This is a genomic window from Escherichia sp. XD33, from assembly GCF_019375075.1.
Lineage (GTDB): Bacteria > Pseudomonadota > Gammaproteobacteria > Enterobacterales > Enterobacteriaceae > Enterobacter > Enterobacter flexneri_A.
The window spans coordinates 23,801-43,079 of record NZ_JAENDM010000005.1; the positions used below are offsets into that span (position 1 = coordinate 23,801).

Here is a 19,279-nt window from a genome sequence, read left to right on the forward strand (position 1 = left end):
GGTTGCCTGATGCGACGCTGACCGCGTCTTATCAGGCCTACAAAACGCACTGTCCGTAGGTCGGATAAGGTGTTCACGCCGCATCTGACAGTGCATACTAACCCGTAATCCCCAATAGTGCTGAAGCACTCGCCTTACCGCTCAACAACTCATTGGTCTTACCCTGCCAGGCGATGCGCCCGTCGGCGACCACCACCGAGCGCGTGGCGATCCGCGCGGCATCTTCCACACTGTGTGACACCATCAATAACGTCATTTTTTGCTGCTGGCAGCTCGTGCTCACCAGCGTCAGCATCTCCTGACGTAACGCCGGATCGAGCGCAGAGAACGGTTCATCGAGCAATAAAATCGGCTGTTCGCGCACCAGACAACGCGCTAACGCCACGCGCTGTCGCTGACCGCCGGAAAGCTCGCCAGGTAACCGCGCCATTAAATTATCAATCCCCATCTGGCGGGCGATAGCGTGCATTTTCTCCTGCTGTGCCGCGTTCAGTTTCAATCCCGGATTTAGCCCCAGCCCGATGTTCTGCGCGACCGTCAGGTGACTGAACAGGTTGTTTTCCTGAAACAGCATCGACACCGGACGGCGTGACGGCGGCGTCGTGGTGTGATCAACGCCGTCGATAGTCAGCGAACCGCTGGCTGGCGTCAGAAAACCGGCGATCAAGTTCAGCAGGGTACTTTTACCTGCGCCGCTTGGCCCGAGGATCGCCACCTGCTCGCCGCGTTCTACCGTTAAGCTAAAACGCATCGGCAAATGTTGGTAAAGCCAGGTGATATCAGTCAGTTTTAACATCTCGCCCCGGTAGTTTTTCAATCACGGTAAACAGCAGAAAACAGAGTAGCAGCAGAATTAACGCGGTGACCGCGCCGTCCTGGCTGCGATAGGAGCCAATTTGCTGGTAGAGATAAAACGGCAGGGTGCGGAAATCATCGTTACCGAACAACGCCACCACGCCAAAATCACCAATCGACAGCACGCAGGCAAAAGCCAGCGCCTGCGCCAGTGGACGTTTCAGGGCGCGCAGCTCGACCACTTTTAAGCGCGACCAGCCTTCAATGCCCAGCGACTGACACAACATACTGTAGCGGGCGGTGATATCGCGCATCGGGTTTTCCAGTACTTTCAGCGCATAAGGGATCGCCATTAACGCATTGGTGAAAATCACAATGCCGTCAGCAGATTGCGGCAGGCCAATGGTGTTGTTGAGCAGTAAAAAGAAGCCGGTAGCCAGCACAATCCCCGGCATGGCGAGGATCAACATGCCGCTCATCTCCAGCGCCTGACCCGCCAGCATTTTCTGCCGCGCCCGAAGTTCGCGACTGCTCCATAGCAGCATCATGGTCAGCACTACGCACAATACACCTGCCGCCAGCGCAATACGCAACGAGGTCCACAGCGCCTGCCACAGCACCGGTTGTGCCAGCACTTCCGGCAACTGGCGATTTAGCCCATCGACGATCACCGCCAGCAACGGTGGCAGCAACAGCAGCAGCGCCAGCACAATTAACACCGTGTCGCAAATGCGGCTATGCAGACGATCGTCCGGGTCGCGCCAGCCTTGCAGCAGCGTGGTGCCTGGCGCAATGGCCTTACTCAATCGCTGACTCAGCAGCACCAACCCGAGGCAACACACCATCTGGATCAGCGCCAGCATCGCCGCGCGGGCAGGATCGTAGTCGTAACTCAGCGCCTGATAGATTGCCAGCTCGATAGTGGTTGCCTGCGGACCGCCGCCCAGCGATAGCACGGTGGCGAAGCTGGCGAAACAGAGCATAAAGATAAGTGCAGCAACCGGCGGGATTTGTCGCCGTAACCACGGCCATTCGACGAAGCGGAAAAAATGCCAGCCGCGCATCCCAAGCTGGGCGGCAAGCTGACGTTGTTCGCCGGGAATGTTTTCCAGTGCCTGGAGTAATAAGCGGCTCGCCATCGGTAGATTAAAAAATACGTGGGCCAGCAAAATACCTTGCAGGCCGTAGGGCGAAAAGGTCCACTCCAGACCGAGCGATTGGCAGAGTGTTGCCAGCCAGCCCTGGCGACCATAGACGCTAAGAATGCCGAAAACAGCAACCAGCACCGGGAGGATTAAGGTCATTGCGCACAGACGCAACAGCGCCAGCCGACCCGGAAAGCGCCTGCGATAGAGCGCGCGGGCGAGGAATATCGCGGGTACGACAGAGAGCAGCGCCGAGAGAAACGCCTGCCAGAAGGAGAAGCGCACCACATGCCACAGGTAGCTGTCCTGCCAGATTGCCGCCCAGCTACCCTGCGGTGCGTTCCACCACAGGGCGAGAAACGCCGCCAGCGCAACCGCTACCACCAGCGTGGCGGCGCTTACACCTGGAATTAACCAGCCGGGAATTAACGGCTGACGGCGCGTTGCCATTCGCTAATCCATGCCTGACGTTGTGCCGCCACTTCAGCTGGTGTGAACTCCAGCGTGGTGGCCGGTTTGGTCAATTGTTCAAACCCGGCAGGCAGTGTGACATTTGCCACCGGATACATCCAGTTACCGGTTGGGATCGCATTCTGAAAAGCCGGAGAAACCATAAACTGGAGGAATTTTTGCGCCAGCTCCGGCTGCTTGCTGGCAGCGGTGCGGGCGGCGACTTCCACCTGCAGATAGTGACCTTCGCTGAAGTTCGCAGCGGCGTAGTTATCTTTCTTCTCTTCGAGAATGTGATAAGCCGGAGAGGTGGTGTAACTCAGTACCAGATCGCTTTCGCCTTTTAAAAACAGGCCGTAGGCTTCGCTCCAGCCTTTGGTGACGGTGACGGTTTTCTTCGCCAGTTTCTGCCAGGCTTGCGGGGCGTTATCGCCATAGACTTTTTGCATCCATAGCAACAGACCCAGCCCCGGCGTACTGGTGCGCGGATCCTGATAAATCACCCGCCAGTTTTGATCGCTCTCAACCAGCTCCTTCAGGCTTTGTGGCGGGTTTTTTAGTTTGTTCTTGTCATAGACGAAGGCGAAGTAGCCGTAATCAAACGGTACGAAAGTGTCATTATTCCAGCCGCCGGGAACGTTAACGGCATCCGCTGCCACACCGCTTTTGGCAAATAGTCCGGTTTTACTGGCGGCGTCTAACAGATTGTTATCCAGCCCCAGCAGCACATCGGCTTTACTATTTTTGCCTTCCATCCGTAGACGGTTGAGAAGCGAAACGCCATCTTCCAGCGCCACCAGTTTCAGTTCGCAGTTACAGTCGGCTTCAAAAGCTTTTTTGATCTTTGGACCAGGCCCCCAGTCGGCGGCGAAGGAATCGTAGGTATAAACAGTCAGAACGGGTTTAGCGAAAACGGGCGCTGTGCACAGCAACAGCAGGGGAAGACATTTTTTTAACACTTTGCACCTCAAAAAAGAGTGGCAAAGGACTTGAGAAGGAGCCTCAAATCCCTTCGCCGGCGTTATCCGGATCAGGTTCGACGGGTATTTTCTCAGCGCACGCGTTTGCGTGGCACCCCGTTGAGAACGGCGTTAGTGTAGTGATTTTGTTATCTACCAGCAATCATGGATCCGGCGGCGCAAACCACGCTGATTTAAAATCGAACCAGCCGAGGGTATTCATACGCAGGCCGCGCATACTGCGTTGTCCCTGAATGATCAGCCAGTGGTGGATAAGCGGCACCATTGCTTTACTGGCGACCAGTTGCTGGCACCAGTTCGCCAGGTTCATTTCGCCATTGCGCCAGCGGGCGGCGTCGGCTTGCCAGTCGATCGGAATACAGTGTTGGAGCAGCGGCACCTCGCACAAGTGCGCGAACAGCGAAAAATCCAGCGGCAGCGTAAAGTTGGCGCTATTAAGCCAGATATCGCTCTCGATCTCTCCTTCATGCCACTGATCGTAGTCGATCTCTTTGATTTCCAGCGTGACCTGGTGGCTTGCCAGAATCTGCTGCATGATCCCGGCAATCACCCGATGCTCACTGTGATCCTGATAAAAGGTCAGGGTGAGGCTTTCCAGACCAGCCGGTTTTTCGCTCTTTATGGTGCGGGCATGGTGCCAACGGGGGAGCAGTCCATAAGCCGGGAACCACAGTTGCTGGTACTGTTCCTCAGCGAAATAGACCAGATTAGTTGGAGAAAGCACATAGCTTACCCAGTCCCTGACTTGCTGATTCGCCCCGCGATGGGTGCGGCTGTCGAATAGTAAATAGTAGCAACCTTCCTCCAGGCGGCTTTCAATCTCTTTTTCCTCGCCCTGTGGACCTTTTAGCATCAGACCTCCAGCTGGCTCGTCGGCAATTTCCGGCAGAACCCAGACGTTAACTTCATCGATTAATGCCCGGTAACCGAAGAAGTCATCGAATGCCTGAATTTTCAGTTGATTGGTGGTGTTGCGGATCACCGCATACGGACCGGTGCCGATGGGATGGCTGGCAAAGTTACTGAGGGTTTCCCATTCGCGCGGCAGGATCATCGCCGGAACTTGCCCCAGCAGTAACGGTAACCAGCGGTCCGGTTGCGTGAGATGGATATCCAGCGTCCAGGGCGTCGGCGACACAATGTCCGCAATATGCGAATAGAGCGGCAGCGTATTGATTCGTTTTAAAGAGGCGATCACGTCGTCCATTTCCAGTTCACGACCATGATGAAAATGGACTCCTGGACGCAAAAAGAAACGCCAGTGAAGCGGTGATATTTGCTGCCAGTGGTGGGCGATGTCTGCTTCCAGTTCCCCATTTTCCTCATTTATGCGCGTTAGCGAACTGAAGATTTGCCGGGCAATATGGGTTTCGGAACGGCGCAATGCGCTGCCAGGTAGCAGATTACGCAACGGACGATAGTAGAGCACGCGCAGGATGTGCCGCCCCTGGCGGAAGCTGCGGCCCAGATGAGAAACCAGCATTTGCCGCACAGTCGCTTTGTCGCCAACTAACTGCACTAGTTGGTCGATACGATCCTGCTCCAGCAGGTCTTCCGCCCGCTGTTGCTGAAGCGCCAGCCCGGTATAGAGGAATGTCAGACGCGAGCGTTTACCACGCCCGACTTCCGCTTCCCACGTCAGCCAGCCGCGATCCTGCATGGTGTTGAGCAGGGTGCGCATATGACGACGCGAGCAGCTCAATAACGCTGCCAGTTCGTTGAGCGTTGTGTCCTGCGATTTACCCTCGCAGCATTGCCACAGGCGGATGAACTGTTGTTGCAGACGAGCAGATGGCATAAAAGGGGAACTCCTGCGCAAAAGACAGCAATTTTATTTTCCCTATATTAAGTCAATAATTCCTAACGATGAAGCAAGGAGGTGCCCCATGCGTCAGTTTTATCAGCACTATTTTACCGCGACAGCGAAGTTGTGCTGGTTGCGTTGGTTAAGCGTCCCACAACGATTAACCATGCTTGAAGGACTGATGCAGTGGGATGACCGCAATTCTGAAAGTTGACTTGCCTGCATCATGTGTGACTGAGTATTGGTGTAAAATCACCCGCCAGCAGATTATACCTGCTGGTTTTTTTTATTCTCGCCGCGCTAAAAAGGGAACGTATGATCTGGATAATGACGATGGCTCGCAGTATGAACGGTGTTTACGCGGCATTTATGCTGGTCGCTTTTATGATGGGGGTGGCCGGGGCGCTACAGGCTCCTACATTGAGCTTATTTCTGAGTCGTGAGGTTGGCGCGCAACCTTTCTGGATCGGACTCTTTTATACGGTGAATGCTATTGCTGGGATCGGCGTAAGCCTCTGGTTGGCAAAACGTTCTGACAGTCAGGGCGATCGGCGAAAACTGATTATATTTTGCTGTTTGATGGCTATCGGCAATGCGCTATTGTTTGCATTTAATCGTCATTATCTGACGCTTATCACCTGTGGTGTGCTTCTGGCATCTCTGGCCAATACGGCAATGCCACAGTTATTTGCTCTGGCGCGGGAATATGCGGATAACTCGGCGCGAGAAGTGGTGATGTTTAGCTCGGTGATGCGTGCGCAGCTTTCTCTGGCATGGGTTATCGGTCCACCGTTGGCCTTTATGCTGGCGTTGAATTACGGCTTTACGGTGATGTTTTCGATTGCCGCCGGGATATTCACACTCAGTCTGGTATTGATTGCATTTATGCTTCCGTCTGTGGCGCGGGTAGAACTGCCGTCGGAAAATGCTTTATCAATGCAAGGTGGCTGGCAGGATAGTAACGTACGGATGTTATTTGTCGCCTCGACGTTAATGTGGACCTGCAACACCATGTACATTATTGATATGCCGTTGTGGATCAGTAGCGAGTTAGGATTGCCAGACAAACTGGCGGGTTTCCTGATGGGGACGGCAGCTGGTCTGGAAATACCAGCAATGATTCTGGCTGGCTACTATGTCAAACGTTATGGTAAGCGGCGAATGATGGTCATAGCAGTGGCGGCAGGAGTACTGTTTTACACCGGATTGATTTTATTTCATAGCCGTCTGGCGTTGATGACGCTGCAACTTTTTAACGCTGTATTTATCGGCATTGTTGCGGGTATTGGGATGCTATGGTTTCAGGATTTAATGCCTGGAAGAGCGGGGGCAGCTACCACCTTATTTACTAACAGTATTTCTACCGGGGTAATTCTGGCTGGCGTTATTCAGGGAGCAATTGCACAAAGTTGGGGGCACTTTGCTGTCTACTGGGTAATTGCGGTTATTTCTGTTATCGCATTATTTTTAACCGCAAAGGTTAAAGACGTTTGATGACGTGGACGATAGCGGAAAGCCCGGTCATTTGACCGGGCAAGGGGATTAATTCATAAACGCAGGTTGTTTTGCTTCATAAGCGGCAATGGCGTCGTCGTGCTGCAAGGTAAGCCCAATACTGTCCAGACCGTTCATCATGCAGTGGCGGCGGAAGGCATCGATGGTAAAGCGATAGGTTTTCTCTCCCGCTTTCACCTCTTGCGCTTCCAGATCCACGTCGAAATGGATCCCCGGATTGGCTTTCACCAGCGCAAACAGTTCGTCCACTTCTGCATCGCTTAATTTCACCGGCAGCAGCTGGTTGTTAAAGCTATTGCCGTAGAAGATGTCAGCAAAACTCGGCGCAATCACCACTTTAAAACCGTAGTCGGTCAATGCCCAGGGCGCGTGCTCACGCGAAGAGCCACAGCCGAAGTTTTCTCGTGCCAGCAAAATGGAAGCGCCCTGATACTGCGGGAAGTTCAGCACGAAGTCCGGGTTTGGCTGTTGGCCTTTTTCATCCAGAAAACGCCAGTCGTTAAACAGATGCGCGCCAAAACCCGTACGGGTCACTTTCTGCAAAAACTGTTTCGGGATGATTGCATCGGTATCGACATTGGCGGCATCCAGCGGAACCACCAGGCCTGTGTGTTTGATAAATTTCTCTGCCATGGTGTGCTCCTTATTTAATGTTGCGAATGTCGGCGAAATGTCCGGTCACAGCAGCAGCGGCAGCCATTGCCGGGCTGACCAGATGCGTGCGCCCGCCGCGCCCCTGGCGGCCTTCAAAGTTACGGTTGCTGGTGGAGGCACAACGTTCGCCCGGATTCAGACGGTCGTTGTTCATCGCCAGACACATTGAGCAGCCAGGCAAGCGCCATTCAAAACCGGCTTCAATAAAGATTTTATCCAGACCTTCCGCTTCCGCCTGGGCTTTTACCGGGCCAGAGCCGGGAACCACCAGTGCCTGCACGCCTGGCGCGACTTTTCGCCCTTTGGCGATCTCCGCTGCCGCGCGTAAATCTTCAATGCGCGAGTTGGTACAGGAACCGATAAACACTTTGTCGATAGCCACTTCGGTCAGCGGAATACCCGGTTTCAGCCCCATATAGGCCAGCGCTTTTTCTGCCGACGCGCGTTCAACCGGATCGGCAAACGAAGCCGGATCGGGAATATTGTCGTTCACGGAAATCACCTGGCCGGGATTGGTGCCCCAGGTGACCTGCGGTGAAATTTCTTCTGCTTGCAGAGTGACAACGGTATCGAAAGTTGCGCCTTCGTCGGTTTGCAGGGTTTTCCAGTAGGCAACGGCGTCGTCGAAATCTTTGCCTTTCGGCGCATGCAGACGGCCTTTGACATAGTTAAAGGTGGTTTCGTCCGGTGCAACCAGACCGGCTTTTGCGCCCATTTCGATTGCCATATTGCACAGGGTCATACGACCTTCCATGCTTAAATCACGGATTGCTTCGCCGCAAAACTCCACCACATGCCCGGTGCCGCCTGCGCTACCGGTTTTACCGATAATTGCCAGCACGATATCTTTTGCGGTAATGCCCGGCGCGGCTTTGCCCTGGACTTCAATTTTCATGGTTTTTGCGCGGCCCTGTTTCAGGGTTTGCGTTGCCAGTACGTGTTCAACTTCGGAAGTGCCGATACCAAAGGCCAGTGCGCCAAACGCGCCGTGGGTGGCGGTATGCGAGTCGCCGCAGACAATGGTCATCCCCGGCAAGGTGACGCCCTGTTCCGGCCCCATTACGTGGACGATCCCCTGATACGGGTGATTCAGGTCATACAGTTCGACGCCAAATTCTTTGCAGTTTTTGATCAGTTCCTGCATCTGGATACGCGCCATTTCACCGCAGGCATTAATGTCTTTGGTCTGGGTAGAGACGTTGTGATCCATGGTAGCGAAGGTTTTGCCCGGCTGACGTACCGGGCGACCGTGGGCGCGCAGACCATCGAACGCCTGCGGTGAGGTCACTTCATGCACCAGGTGGCGGTCGATATATAACAGTGGGGTTTCGTTTTCGGCTTCGTACACAACGTGAGCGTCGAACAATTTTTCGTATAACGTCTTAGCCATGATTACACCCCTTCTGCTACATAGCGGGCAATGATATCGCCCATTTCATCGGTACTAACGGCGGCAGCGCCACGGGCTAAATCCCCGGTGCGAATGCCTTCTTCTAATGCGCGGTTAATGGCGCGTTCAATGGCGCAAGCCGCATCATCGGCATCCAGGCTGTAACGCAGCAGCAGTGCCAGCGAAAGGATTTGTGCAATCGGGTTGGCGATGTTTTTGCCTGCGATATCTGGTGCCGAGCCGCCCGCCGGTTCATACAGTCCAAAACCTTGCTCGTTCAGGCTGGCGGAAGGCAACATCCCCATCGAGCCAGTGATCATTGCGCACTCGTCAGACAGAATGTCGCCAAACAGGTTGGAGCACAGCAGAACGTCAAACTGTGATGGATCTTTAATCAGCTGCATGGTGGCGTTGTCGATGTACATATGCGCCAGTTCGACATCCGGGTATTCCGTGGCGATCTCGTTAACGATCTCCCGCCATAAAATAGAGGATTGCAGCACGTTGGCTTTATCGATCGACGTCACTTTGTGGCGACGCTTGCGAGCAGATTCAAACGCGATGCGGGCGATACGTTCGATCTCAAAACGGTGATACACCTCGGTATCAAAGGCTTTTTCATATTGTCCGCTACCTTCGCGGCCTTTTGGCTGACCGAAATAGATGCCGCCGGTCAGTTCGCGCACACACAGGATGTCGAAGCCGTTTGCGGCAATGTCTGCACGCAGCGGACAGAATGCTTCCAGCCCCTGATACAGTTTTGCCGGGCGCAGGTTGCTGAATAATTTGAAGTGCTTACGCAGAGGCAGCAGCGCGCCGCGTTCTGGTTGCTGGTCTGGTGGTAAATGTTCCCACTTCGGGCCGCCTACCGAGCCAAACAGCACGGCATCGGCTTGCTCACAACCTTCAACCGTCGCAGGCGGCAGCGGCTGCCCGTGGTTATCAATGGCTGCGCCGCCTACATCGTAATGGCTGGTGGTGATGCGCATCGCAAAGCGGTTGCGCACGGCATCCAGCACTTTCAGCGCCTGGGTCATCACTTCCGGACCAATACCGTCCCCCGGCAATACGGCAATATGGTAATTCTTCGACATCACACGGTTTCCTTGTTGTTTTCGTTGTGTTGAGCTTTGCGTTGCAACTCTTTTTCGACTTCTGCGGCGCGCCAGATATTGTTCAGTACGTGCACCATGGCTTTGGCGGAGGACTCGACAATATCGGTGGCCAGGCCGACGCCGTGGAAGCGGCGACCGTTGTAGTTGGCGACAATATCCACCTGACCCAGAGCATCTTTACCGTGACCTTTAGCAGTCAGGCTGTATTTCACCAGTTCGACGTTATAGTCAGTGATGCGGTTTATCGCCTGATAGACGGCATCGACCGGACCGTTACCGTTGGCGGCTTCTGCTTTGACTTCTTCGCCGCAGGCCAGTTTGACGGCGGCGGTGGCGATATCGTTAGAGCCAGACTGCACGCTGAAGTAATCCAGACGGAAATGCTCCGGCTCTTCTTGCTGCTTACCGATGAAGGCCAGCGCCTCCAGATCGTAATCAAACACCTGACCTTTTTTGTCCGCCAGCTTCAGGAAAGCGTCGTACAAATTGTCTAAATTATATTCACTTTCTTTATACCCCATCTCATCCATGCGATGTTTCACCGCCGCACGCCCCGAACGAGAGGTCAGATTCAGCTGGATTTGGTTCAGACCAATAGATTCTGGTGTCATGATTTCGTAGTTTTCGCGGTTTTTCAGCACGCCATCCTGGTGGATACCGGAGGAGTGTGCGAATGCGCCGCTGCCAACAATGGCTTTGTTTGCCGGGATCGGCATATTACAAATCTGGCTAACTAACTGGCTGGTGCGCCATATCTCCTGGTGATTAATGGCGGTGTGGACGTTGAGAATATCCTTACGAACTTTAATCGCCATGATGACTTCTTCCAGCGAACAGTTACCGGCACGCTCGCCGATCCCGTTCATTGCACCTTCCACCTGGCGTGCACCGGCATGTACCGCCGCCAGTGAGTTGCCGACCGCCAGGCCTAAATCGTCGTGGGTATGTACGGAAATAATGGCTTTGTCGATGTTAGGTACGCGTTCATACAGGCCGCTGATGATTCCGGCGAACTCAAACGGCATGGTGTAGCCCACGGTGTCCGGAATGTTGATGGTGGTGGCACCGGCATTAATCGCCGCTTCGACCACTCGCGCCAGATCGGCAATGGGTGTACGCCCGGCATCTTCGCAAGAAAATTCAACATCATCGGTGTAATTACGGGCGCGTTTCACCATATAGATAGCGCGTTCGATCACTTCATCCAGCGTGCTGCGCAGCTTGGTGGCGATGTGCATTGGCGAAGTGGCAATAAAGGTATGAATACGGAAGGCTTCGGCGACTTTCAGGGATTCGGCCGCCACGTCGATATCTTTCTCCACGCAGCGAGCTAACGCGCATACGCGGCTGTTTTTAACCTGGCGGGCGATGGTTTGCACTGATTCAAAATCACCCGGCGAAGAGACGGGGAAACCGACTTCCATCACGTCAACACCCATACGCTCAAGGGCCAGCGCAATTTGCAGTTTTTCTTTCACACTCAAGCTTGCCTGTAACGCCTGTTCACCGTCGCGCAATGTGGTATCGAAAATAATGACTTGCTGGCTCATGGTTTGGGTCCTTGTCTCTTTTAGAGCGCCTCGCTTCGGGCATAAAAAAACCCGCGCAATGGCGCGGGTTTTTTGTTTGACTGCGTGCTGGCTTAATGCTGGATGCCGCTCACTCGTCTACCGCGCAAAGAAGATGCGTTTAGTAGTAGTAGACCGATAAAGCGAACGATGTGAGTCATTAAATCAGCTCCAGATGAATGCGATATGCTTTTAGAGTTACTGGATACAAAAACGGATGTCAACCCTGACGCAATAAAAACGTCCCGCCAGCGTGAGTTCTGCATCCGTAAAATTAGCTAATTGTGCTGCGGTGGTTAAAGTAAGCGATATTAATTTCTGCTTAACTACCGACGCTTTTCATCGGTTGACATATTTCAGCATAAATTTTTGCATCTAATCAACGAGGAAAAAGGGGACAAAATGCACGCGTTGCAAAACCTATCCTGATGATTTGTATTGAATTATATGTTTTGCGATTTTTTTTGATATTGATTTGGTGAATATTATTGATCAATTAATGTTAAGAATTAATGCATTAAATATATAAATTAATTATTAAATAAGCACATTTAATCCATTTTGTAGATGATTGAGTATTCGTGGTAGTTATGATTAGATTGTTTTCGCAACAAAAACATTATGGATTATTATGCTGTGGTAAATGACTCATTCCACGGCAATGGATTCTGTTTTTATCAGAACCCGTATCTTTATGTTTTCCGAATTTTACTCATTTTGCTTTTTCTTATTTTATATGCATGATAAATCATATTCTTCAGGATTATTTCTCTGCATTCCAATAAGGGAAAGGGAGTTAAGTGTGACAGTGGAGTTAAGTATGCCAGAGGTACAAACAGATCATTCAGAGACGGCGGAGTTAAGCAAGCCACAGCTACGCATGGTCGATCTCAACTTATTAACCGTTTTCGATGCCGTGATGCAGGAGCAAAACATTACCCGTGCCGCTCATGTTCTGGGTATGTCGCAACCTGCGGTCAGTAACGCTGTTGCACGCCTGAAGGTGATGTTTAATGACGAGCTTTTTGTTCGTTATGGCCGTGGTATTCAACCGACTGCTCGCGCATTTCAACTTTTTGGCTCAGTTCGTCAGGCATTGCAACTAGTACAAAATGAATTGCCTGGTTCAGGTTTTGAACCCGCGAGCAGTGAACGTGTATTTCATCTTTGTGTTTGCAGCCCGTTAGACAGCATTCTGACCTCGCAGATTTATAATCACATTGAGCAGATTGCGCCAAATATACATGTTATGTTCAAGTCTTCATTAAATCAGAACACTGAACATCAGCTGCGTTATCAGGAAACGGAGTTTGTGATTAGTTATGAAGACTTCCATCGTCCTGAATTTACCAGCGTGCCATTATTTAAAGATGAAATGGTGCTGGTAGCCAGCAAAAATCATCCAACAATTAAGGGCCCGTTACTGAAACATGATGTTTATAACGAACAACATGCGGCGGTTTCGCTCGATCGTTTCGCGTCATTTAGTCAATCTTGGTATGACACAGTAGATAAGCAAGCCAGTATCGCGTATCAGGGCATGGCAATGATGAGCGTACTTAGCGTGGTGTCGCAAACGCATTTGGTCGCTATTGCGCCGCGTTGGCTGGCTGAAGAGTTCGCTGAATCCTTAGAATTACAGGTATTACCGCTGCCGTTAAAACAAAACAGCAGAACCTGTTATCTCTCCTGGCATGAAGCTGCCGGGCGCGATAAAGGCCATCAGTGGATGGAAGAGCAATTAGTCTCAATTTGCAAACGCTAACTGATTGCAGAATAGGTCAGACATGAATGTCTGGTTTATTCTGCATTTTTTATTGAATGTAGAATTTTATTCTGAATGTGTGGGCTCGCTATTTTAGGATTAATTAAAAAAATAGAGAAATTGCTGTAAGTTGTGGGATTCATCCGATTTATTATCAATTTAATCCTCTGTAATGGAGGATTTTATCGTTTCTTTTCACCTTTCCTCCTGTTTATTCTTATTACCCCGTGTTTATGTCTCTGGCTGCCAATTGCTTAAGCAAGATCGGACGGTTAATGTGTTTTACACATTTTTTCCGTCAAACAGTGAGGCAGGCCATGGAGATGTTGTCTGGAGCCGAGATGGTCGTCCGATCGCTTATCGATCAGGGCGTTAAACAAGTATTCGGTTATCCCGGAGGCGCAGTCCTTGATATTTATGATGCATTGCATACCGTGGGTGGTATTGATCATGTATTAGTTCGTTATGAGCAGGCGGCGGTGCATATGGCCGATGGCCTGGCGCGCGCGACCGGGGAAGTCGGCGTCGTGCTGGTAACGTCGGGTCCAGGGGCGACCAATGCGATTACTGGCATCGCCACCGCTTATATGGATTCCATTCCATTAGTTGTCCTTTCCGGGCAGGTAGCGACCTCGTTGATAGGTTACGATGCCTTTCAGGAGTGCGACATGGTGGGGATTTCGCGACCGGTGGTTAAACACAGTTTTCTGGTTAAGCAAACGGAAGACATTCCGCAGGTGCTGAAAAAGGCTTTCTGGCTGGCGGCAAGTGGTCGCCCAGGACCAGTAGTCGTTGATTTACCGAAAGATATTCTTAATCCGGCGAACAAATTACCCTATGTCTGGCCGGAGTCGGTCAGTATGCGTTCTTACAATCCCACTACTACCGGACATAAAGGGCAAATTAAGCGTGCTCTGCAAACGCTGGTAGCGGCAAAAAAACCGGTTGTCTACGTAGGCGGTGGGGCAATCACGGCGGGCTGCCATCAGCAGTTGAAAGAAACGGTGGAGGCGTTGAATCTGCCCGTTGTTTGCTCATTGATGGGGCTGGGGGCGTTTCCGGCAACGCATCGTCAGGCACTGGGCATGCTGGGAATGCACGGTACCTACGAAGCCAATATGACGATGCATAACGCGGATGTGATTTTCGCCGTCGGGGTACGATTTGATGACCGAACGACGAACAATCTGGCAAAGTACTGCCCAAATGCCACTGTTCTGCATATCGATATTGATCCTACTTCCATTTCTAAAACCGTGACTGCGGATATCCCGATTGTGGGGGATGCTCGCCAGGTCCTCGAACAAATGCTTGAACTCTTGTCGCAAGAATCCGCCCATCAACCACTGGATGAGATCCGCGACTGGTGGCAGCAAATTGAACAGTGGCGCGCTCGTCAGTGCCTGAAATATGACACTCACAGTGAAAAGATTAAACCGCAGGCGGTGATCGAGACTCTTTGGCGGTTGACGAAGGGAGACGCTTACGTGACGTCCGATGTCGGGCAGCACCAGATGTTTGCTGCACTTTATTATCCATTCGACAAACCGCGTCGCTGGATCAATTCCGGTGGCCTCGGCACGATGGGTTTTGGTTTACCTGCGGCACTGGGCGTCAAAATGGCGTTGCCAGAAGAAACCGTGGTTTGCGTCACTGGCGACGGCAGTATTCAGATGAACATCCAGGAACTGTCTACCGCGTTGCAATACGAGTTGCCCGTACTGGTGGTGAATCTCAATAACCGCTATCTGGGGATGGTGAAGCAGTGGCAGGACATGATCTATTCCGGCCGTCATTCACAATCTTATATGCAATCGCTACCCGATTTCGTCCGTCTGGCGGAAGCCTATGGGCATGTCGGGATCCAGATTTCTCATCCGCATGAGCTGGAAAGCAAACTTAGCGAGGCGCTGGAACAGGTGCGCAATAATCGCCTGGTGTTTGTTGATGTTACCGTCGATGGCAGCGAGCACGTCTACCCGATGCAGATTCGCGGGGGCGGAATGGATGAAATGTGGTTAAGCAAAACGGAGAGAACCTGATTATGCGCCGGATATTATCAGTCTTACTCGAAAATGAATCAGGCGCGTTATCCCGCGTGATTGGCCTTTTTTCCCAGCGTGGCTACAACATTGAAAGCCTGACCGTTGCGCCAACCGACGATCCGACATTATCGCGTATGACCATCCAGACCGTGGGCGATGAAAAAGTACTTGAGCAGATCGAAAAGCAATTACACAAACTGGTCGATGTCTTGCGCGTGAGTGAGTTGGGGCAGGGCGCGCATGTTGAGCGGGAAATCATGCTGGTGAAAATTCAGGCCAGCGGTTACGGGCGTGACGAAGTGAAACGTAATACGGAAATATTCCGTGGGCAAATTATCGATGTCACACCCTCGCTTTATACCGTTCAATTAGCAGGCACCAGCGGTAAGCTTGATGCATTTTTAGCATCGATTCGCGATGTGGCGAAAATTGTGGAGGTTGCTCGCTCTGGTGTGGTCGGACTTTCGCGCGGCGATAAAATAATGCGTTGAGAATGATCTCAATGCGCAATTTACAGCCCAACATGTCACGTTGGGCTTTTTTTGCGAAATCAGTGGGAACCTGGAATAAAAGCAGTTGCCGCAGTTAATTTTCTGCGCTTAGATGTTAATGAATTTAACCCATACCAGTACAATGGCTATGGTTTTTACATTTTACGCAAGGGGCAATTGTGAAACTGGATGAAATCGCTCGGCTGGCGGGAGTGTCGCGGACCACTGCAAGCTATGTTATTAACGGCAAAGCGAAGCAATACCGTGTGAGCGACAAAACCGTTGAAAAAGTCATGGCTGTGGTGCGTGAGCACAATTACCACCCGAACGCCGTGGCAGCTGGGCTTCGTGCTGGACGCACACGTTCTATTGGTCTTGTGATCCCCGATCTGGAGAACACCAGCTATACCCGCATTGCTAACTATCTTGAACGCCAGGCGCGGCAACGGGGTTATCAACTGCTGATTGCCTGCTCAGAAGATCAGCCAGACAACGAAATGCGGTGCATTGAGCACCTTTTACAGCGTCAGGTTGATGCCATTATTGTTTCGACGTCGTTGCCTCCTGAGCATCCTTTTTATCAACGCTGGGCTAACGACCCGTTCCCGATTGTCGCGCTGGACCGCGCCCTCGATCGTGAACACTTCACCAGCGTGGTTGGTGCCGATCAGGATGATGCCGAAATGCTGGCGGAAGAGTTACGTAAGTTTCCCGCCGAGACGGTGCTTTATCTTGGTGCGCTACCGGAGCTTTCTGTCAGCTTCCTGCGTGAACAAGGTTTCCGTACTGCCTGGAAAGATGATCCGCGCGAAGTGCATTTCCTGTATGCCAACAGCTATGAGCGGGAGGCGGCTGCCCAGTTATTCGAAAAATGGCTGGAAACGCATCCGATGCCGCAGGCGCTGTTCACAACGTCGTTTGCGTTGTTGCAAGGAGTGATGGATGTCACGCTGCGTCGCGACGGCAAACTGCCTTCTGACCTGGCAATTGCCACCTTTGGTGATAACGAACTGCTCGACTTCTTACAGTGTCCGGTGCTGGCAGTGGCTCAACGTCACCGCGATGTCGCAGAGCGTGTGCTGGAGATTGTCCTGGCAAGCCTGGACGAACCGCGTAAGCCAAAACCTGGTTTAACGCGCATTAAACGTAATCTCTATCGCCGCGGCGTGCTCAGCCGTAGCTAAGCCGCGAACAAAAATACGCGCCAGGTGAATTTCCCTCTGGCGCGTAGAGTACGGGAATGGACATCAATATCCTTAAAGTAAATAAGACTATTCCTGACTATTATTGATAAGTTCTTTTAAACCCGCCCGTTAATTAACTCACCAGCTGAAATTCACAATAATTAAGTGATATCGACAGCGCGTTTTTGCATTATTTTGTTACATGCAGAGATGAATTGCCGATTTAACAAGCACTTTTCTTTGCTTTTGCGCAAACCCGCTGGCATCAAGCGCCACACAGACGCAACAGGGACTGTTAACCGGGGAAGATATGTCCTAAAATGCCGCTCGCGTCGCAAACTGACACTTTATATTTGCTGTGGAAAATAGTGAGTCATTTTAAAACGGTGATGACGATGAGGGATTTTTTCTTACAGCTATTCATAACGTTAATTTGCTGCGCACGTTGGACGTAAAATAAACAACGCTGATATTAGCCGTAAACATCGGGTTTTTTACCTCGGTATGCCTTGTGACTGGCTTGACAAGCTTTTCCTCCGCTCCGTAAACTCCTTTCAGTGGGAAATTGTGGGGCAAAGTGGGAATAAGGGGTGAGGCTGGCATGTTCCGGGGAGCAACGTTAGTCAATCTCGACAGCAAAGGGCGCTTATCAGTGCCTACCCGTTACCGGGAACAGCTGCTTGAGAACGCTGCCGGTCAAATGGTTTGCACCATTGACATTCATCACCCGTGCCTGCTGCTTTACCCCCTGCCTGAATGGGAAATTATCGAGCAAAAATTATCGCGTCTGTCGAGCATGAACCCGGTTGAGCGCCGTGTGCAGCGCCTACTGTTAGGTCATGCCAGCGAATGTCAGATGGATGGCGCAGGTCGATTGTTAATCGCGCCAGTACTGCGGCAACATGCCGGGCTGACAAAAGAAGTGATGCTGGTTGGACAGTTCAACAAGTTTGAGCTGTGGGATGAAACAACCTGGCATCAACAGGTCAAGGAAGATATCGACGCAGAGCAGTTGGCTACCGGAGACTTATCGGAGCGACTGCAGGACTTGTCTCTATAAAATGATGGAAAACTATAAACATACTACGGTGCTGTTGGATGAAGCCGTTAATGGCCTCAATATCCGTCCTGATGGCATCTACATTGATGGGACTTTTGGTCGCGGTGGTCACTCACGTCTGATCCTCTCGCAGCTTGGCGAAGAGGGGCGTTTGCTGGCGATCGATCGCGACCCGCAGGCTATCGCCGTTGCGAAGACTATTGATGATCCGCGCTTCTCCATCATCCACGGACCTTTTTCCGCGCTGGGCGAATACGTTGCCGAGCGCGATCTTATCGGCAAGATCGACGGCATTCTCCTCGATCTTGGCGTCTCTTCACCGCAACTTGATGATGCTGAGCGCGGCTTTTCCTTTATGCGCGATGGTCCGCTGGACATGCGTATGGACCCAACCCGTGGGCAGTCAGCCGCTGAATGGCTACAAACCGCAGAAGAAGCCGATATCGCCTGGGTATTGAAAACCTATGGTGAAGAGCGTTTTGCCAAACGCATTGCCCGCGCCATTGTCGAGCGTAACCGCGAACAGCCGATGACCCGCACCAAAGAACTGGCGGAAGTCGTGGCTGCTGCAACGCCGGTGAAAGATAAGTTTAAACATCCCGCGACCCGTACCTTCCAGGCGGTGCGCATTTGGGTAAACAGTGAACTGGAGGAGATAGAGCAGGCGCTAAAAAGCTCGCTCAACGTGCTGGCCCCGGGTGGGCGGCTTTCGATCATCAGCTTCCACTCGCTGGAAGACCGTATTGTGAAACGTTTTATGCGTGAAAACAGCCGCGGTCCGCAAGTTCCGGCAGGGTTACCGATGACTGAAGAGCAGCTCAAAAAACTGGGTGGCCGTCAGCTGCGAGCACTAGGCAAGTTAATGCCGGGCGAAGAAGAGGTGGCTGAGAACCCTCGTGCCCGTAGTTCAGTTCTGCGTATTGCAGAGAGGACGAATGCATGATCAGCAGAGTGACAGAAGCTCTAAGCAAAGTTAAAGGATCGATGGGAAGCCACGAGCGCCATGCATTGCCTGGTGTTATCGGTGACGATCTTTTGCGATTTGGGAAGCTGCCACTCTGCCTGTTCATTTGCATTATTTTGACGGCGGTGACTGTGGTAACCACGGCGCACCATACCCGTTTACTGACCGCTCAGCGCGAACAACTGGTGCTGGAGCGAGATGCTTTAGACATTGAATGGCGCAACCTGATCCTTGAAGAGAATGCGCTCGGCGACCATAGCCGGGTGGAAAGGATCGCCACGGAAAAGCTGCAAATGCAGCATGTTGATCCGTCACAAGAAAATATCGTAGTGCAAAAATAAGGATAAACGCGAC

The 19,279-nt window shown here is 52.0% G+C and carries 20 protein-coding genes and 1 riboswitch; of the genes, 10 read left to right on the plus strand and 10 right to left on the minus strand.

What is annotated here, in order from left to right:
• Positions 1–97: 97 nt before the first annotated feature.
• The 4 genes from thiQ to sgrR all read right to left on the minus strand — a co-directional run bounded on the left by thiQ (position 98) and on the right by sgrR (position 5,168).
• On the minus strand, positions 98–796 hold the full coding sequence (thiQ, locus tag K0778_RS04795; protein ID WP_000916325.1) for a thiamine ABC transporter ATP-binding protein ThiQ: 699 nt from the start codon (positions 794–796) through the stop codon (positions 98–100).
• The gene (gene thiP / locus K0778_RS04800) at positions 780–2,390 is read right to left on the minus strand and encodes a thiamine/thiamine pyrophosphate ABC transporter permease ThiP (protein ID WP_000235717.1); all 1,611 of its coding nucleotides are present in this window, start codon (positions 2,388–2,390) and stop codon (positions 780–782) included. The genes thiQ and thiP overlap by 17 nt, the downstream gene beginning before the upstream one ends.
• Positions 2,366–3,349: a thiamine ABC transporter substrate binding subunit gene (thiB, locus tag K0778_RS04805; protein ID WP_001565456.1), complete on the minus strand. Its 984-nt coding sequence runs from the start codon at positions 3,347–3,349 to the stop codon at positions 2,366–2,368. Before thiB ends, thiP begins: the two co-directional genes overlap by 25 nt.
• Before the next feature lie 30 nt (positions 3,350–3,379).
• A riboswitch (TPP riboswitch) is annotated at positions 3,380–3,479 on the minus strand.
• A gap of 33 nt (positions 3,480–3,512) precedes the next feature.
• Positions 3,513–5,168: a DNA-binding transcriptional regulator SgrR gene (gene sgrR / locus K0778_RS04810; protein WP_001299833.1), complete on the minus strand. Its 1,656-nt coding sequence runs from the start codon at positions 5,166–5,168 to the stop codon at positions 3,513–3,515.
• 88 nt (positions 5,169–5,256) lie between these two features.
• Here sgrR and sgrT point away from each other — a divergent pair, with 88 nt between their 5' ends.
• Positions 5,257–5,388, plus strand: a complete 132-nt coding sequence (gene sgrT / locus K0778_RS04815; RefSeq protein ID WP_001248770.1) for a glucose uptake inhibitor SgrT — start codon at positions 5,257–5,259, stop codon at positions 5,386–5,388.
• 101 nt (positions 5,389–5,489) lie between these two features.
• Positions 5,490–6,668, plus strand: a complete 1,179-nt coding sequence (setA, locus tag K0778_RS04820; RefSeq protein WP_000637862.1) for a sugar efflux transporter SetA — start codon at positions 5,490–5,492, stop codon at positions 6,666–6,668.
• Positions 6,669–6,716: 48 nt separating this feature from the next.
• On the opposite strand, the gene leuD is transcribed toward setA, so the two are convergent.
• The 5 genes from leuD to leuL all read right to left on the minus strand — a co-directional run bounded on the left by leuD (position 6,717) and on the right by leuL (position 11,577).
• Complete coding sequence (gene leuD, locus K0778_RS04825; RefSeq protein ID WP_000818228.1) at positions 6,717–7,322, minus strand: 3-isopropylmalate dehydratase small subunit; 606 nt, start codon at positions 7,320–7,322, stop codon at positions 6,717–6,719.
• Positions 7,323–7,332: 10 nt separating this feature from the next.
• Positions 7,333–8,733, minus strand: a complete 1,401-nt coding sequence (gene leuC / locus K0778_RS04830; protein ID WP_001140652.1) for a 3-isopropylmalate dehydratase large subunit — start codon at positions 8,731–8,733, stop codon at positions 7,333–7,335.
• 2 nt (positions 8,734–8,735) lie between these two features.
• On the minus strand, positions 8,736–9,827 hold the full coding sequence (gene leuB, locus K0778_RS04835) for a 3-isopropylmalate dehydrogenase (protein WP_000042353.1): 1,092 nt from the start codon (positions 9,825–9,827) through the stop codon (positions 8,736–8,738).
• Complete coding sequence (gene leuA, locus K0778_RS04840) at positions 9,827–11,398, minus strand: 2-isopropylmalate synthase (protein ID WP_000082846.1); 1,572 nt, start codon at positions 11,396–11,398, stop codon at positions 9,827–9,829. The genes leuB and leuA overlap by 1 nt, the downstream gene beginning before the upstream one ends.
• Positions 11,399–11,490: 92 nt before the next feature.
• The gene (leuL, locus tag K0778_RS04845; RefSeq protein ID WP_001300467.1) at positions 11,491–11,577 is read right to left on the minus strand and encodes a leu operon leader peptide; all 87 of its coding nucleotides are present in this window, start codon (positions 11,575–11,577) and stop codon (positions 11,491–11,493) included.
• A 659-nt stretch (positions 11,578–12,236) separates the two neighbouring features.
• Between leuL and leuO the strand changes: the two genes are divergently transcribed.
• Positions 12,237–13,181: a transcriptional regulator LeuO gene (gene leuO / locus K0778_RS04850; RefSeq protein WP_063084623.1), complete on the plus strand. Its 945-nt coding sequence runs from the start codon at positions 12,237–12,239 to the stop codon at positions 13,179–13,181.
• 154 nt (positions 13,182–13,335) lie between these two features.
• Here leuO and K0778_RS28500 read toward each other — a convergent pair whose 3' ends face one another.
• The gene (locus K0778_RS28500) at positions 13,336–13,380 is read right to left on the minus strand and encodes a protein YabR (protein WP_120795371.1); all 45 of its coding nucleotides are present in this window, start codon (positions 13,378–13,380) and stop codon (positions 13,336–13,338) included.
• 118 nt (positions 13,381–13,498) lie between these two features.
• Between K0778_RS28500 and ilvI the strand changes: the two genes are divergently transcribed.
• The 7 genes from ilvI to ftsL all read left to right on the plus strand — a co-directional run bounded on the left by ilvI (position 13,499) and on the right by ftsL (position 19,266).
• Positions 13,499–15,223, plus strand: coding sequence for an acetolactate synthase 3 large subunit (gene ilvI / locus K0778_RS04860; RefSeq protein ID WP_153449060.1), 1,725 nt, complete (start codon positions 13,499–13,501; stop codon positions 15,221–15,223).
• Between the two features lie 2 nt (positions 15,224–15,225).
• Positions 15,226–15,717, plus strand: coding sequence for an acetolactate synthase small subunit (ilvN, locus tag K0778_RS04865; protein ID WP_001300383.1), 492 nt, complete (start codon positions 15,226–15,228; stop codon positions 15,715–15,717).
• Between the two features lie 11 nt (positions 15,718–15,728).
• On the plus strand, positions 15,729–15,815 hold the full coding sequence (locus tag K0778_RS04870) for a fruR/shl operon leader peptide (RefSeq protein ID WP_001303787.1): 87 nt from the start codon (positions 15,729–15,731) through the stop codon (positions 15,813–15,815).
• Positions 15,816–15,896: 81 nt separating this feature from the next.
• A complete protein-coding gene (cra, locus tag K0778_RS04875) occupies positions 15,897–16,901 on the plus strand; it encodes a catabolite repressor/activator (protein ID WP_000762401.1) in 1,005 nt (334 codons plus the stop codon).
• A 601-nt stretch (positions 16,902–17,502) separates the two neighbouring features.
• Positions 17,503–17,961, plus strand: coding sequence for a division/cell wall cluster transcriptional repressor MraZ (gene mraZ, locus K0778_RS04880; RefSeq protein WP_001295770.1), 459 nt, complete (start codon positions 17,503–17,505; stop codon positions 17,959–17,961).
• 1 nt (position 17,962) lies between these two features.
• On the plus strand, positions 17,963–18,904 hold the full coding sequence (gene rsmH, locus K0778_RS04885; protein ID WP_000970479.1) for a 16S rRNA (cytosine(1402)-N(4))-methyltransferase RsmH: 942 nt from the start codon (positions 17,963–17,965) through the stop codon (positions 18,902–18,904).
• Positions 18,901–19,266, plus strand: a complete 366-nt coding sequence (gene ftsL / locus K0778_RS04890) for a cell division protein FtsL (RefSeq protein ID WP_000625658.1) — start codon at positions 18,901–18,903, stop codon at positions 19,264–19,266. Before rsmH ends, ftsL begins: the two co-directional genes overlap by 4 nt.
• The last annotated feature ends 13 nt before the right edge of the window (positions 19,267–19,279 follow it).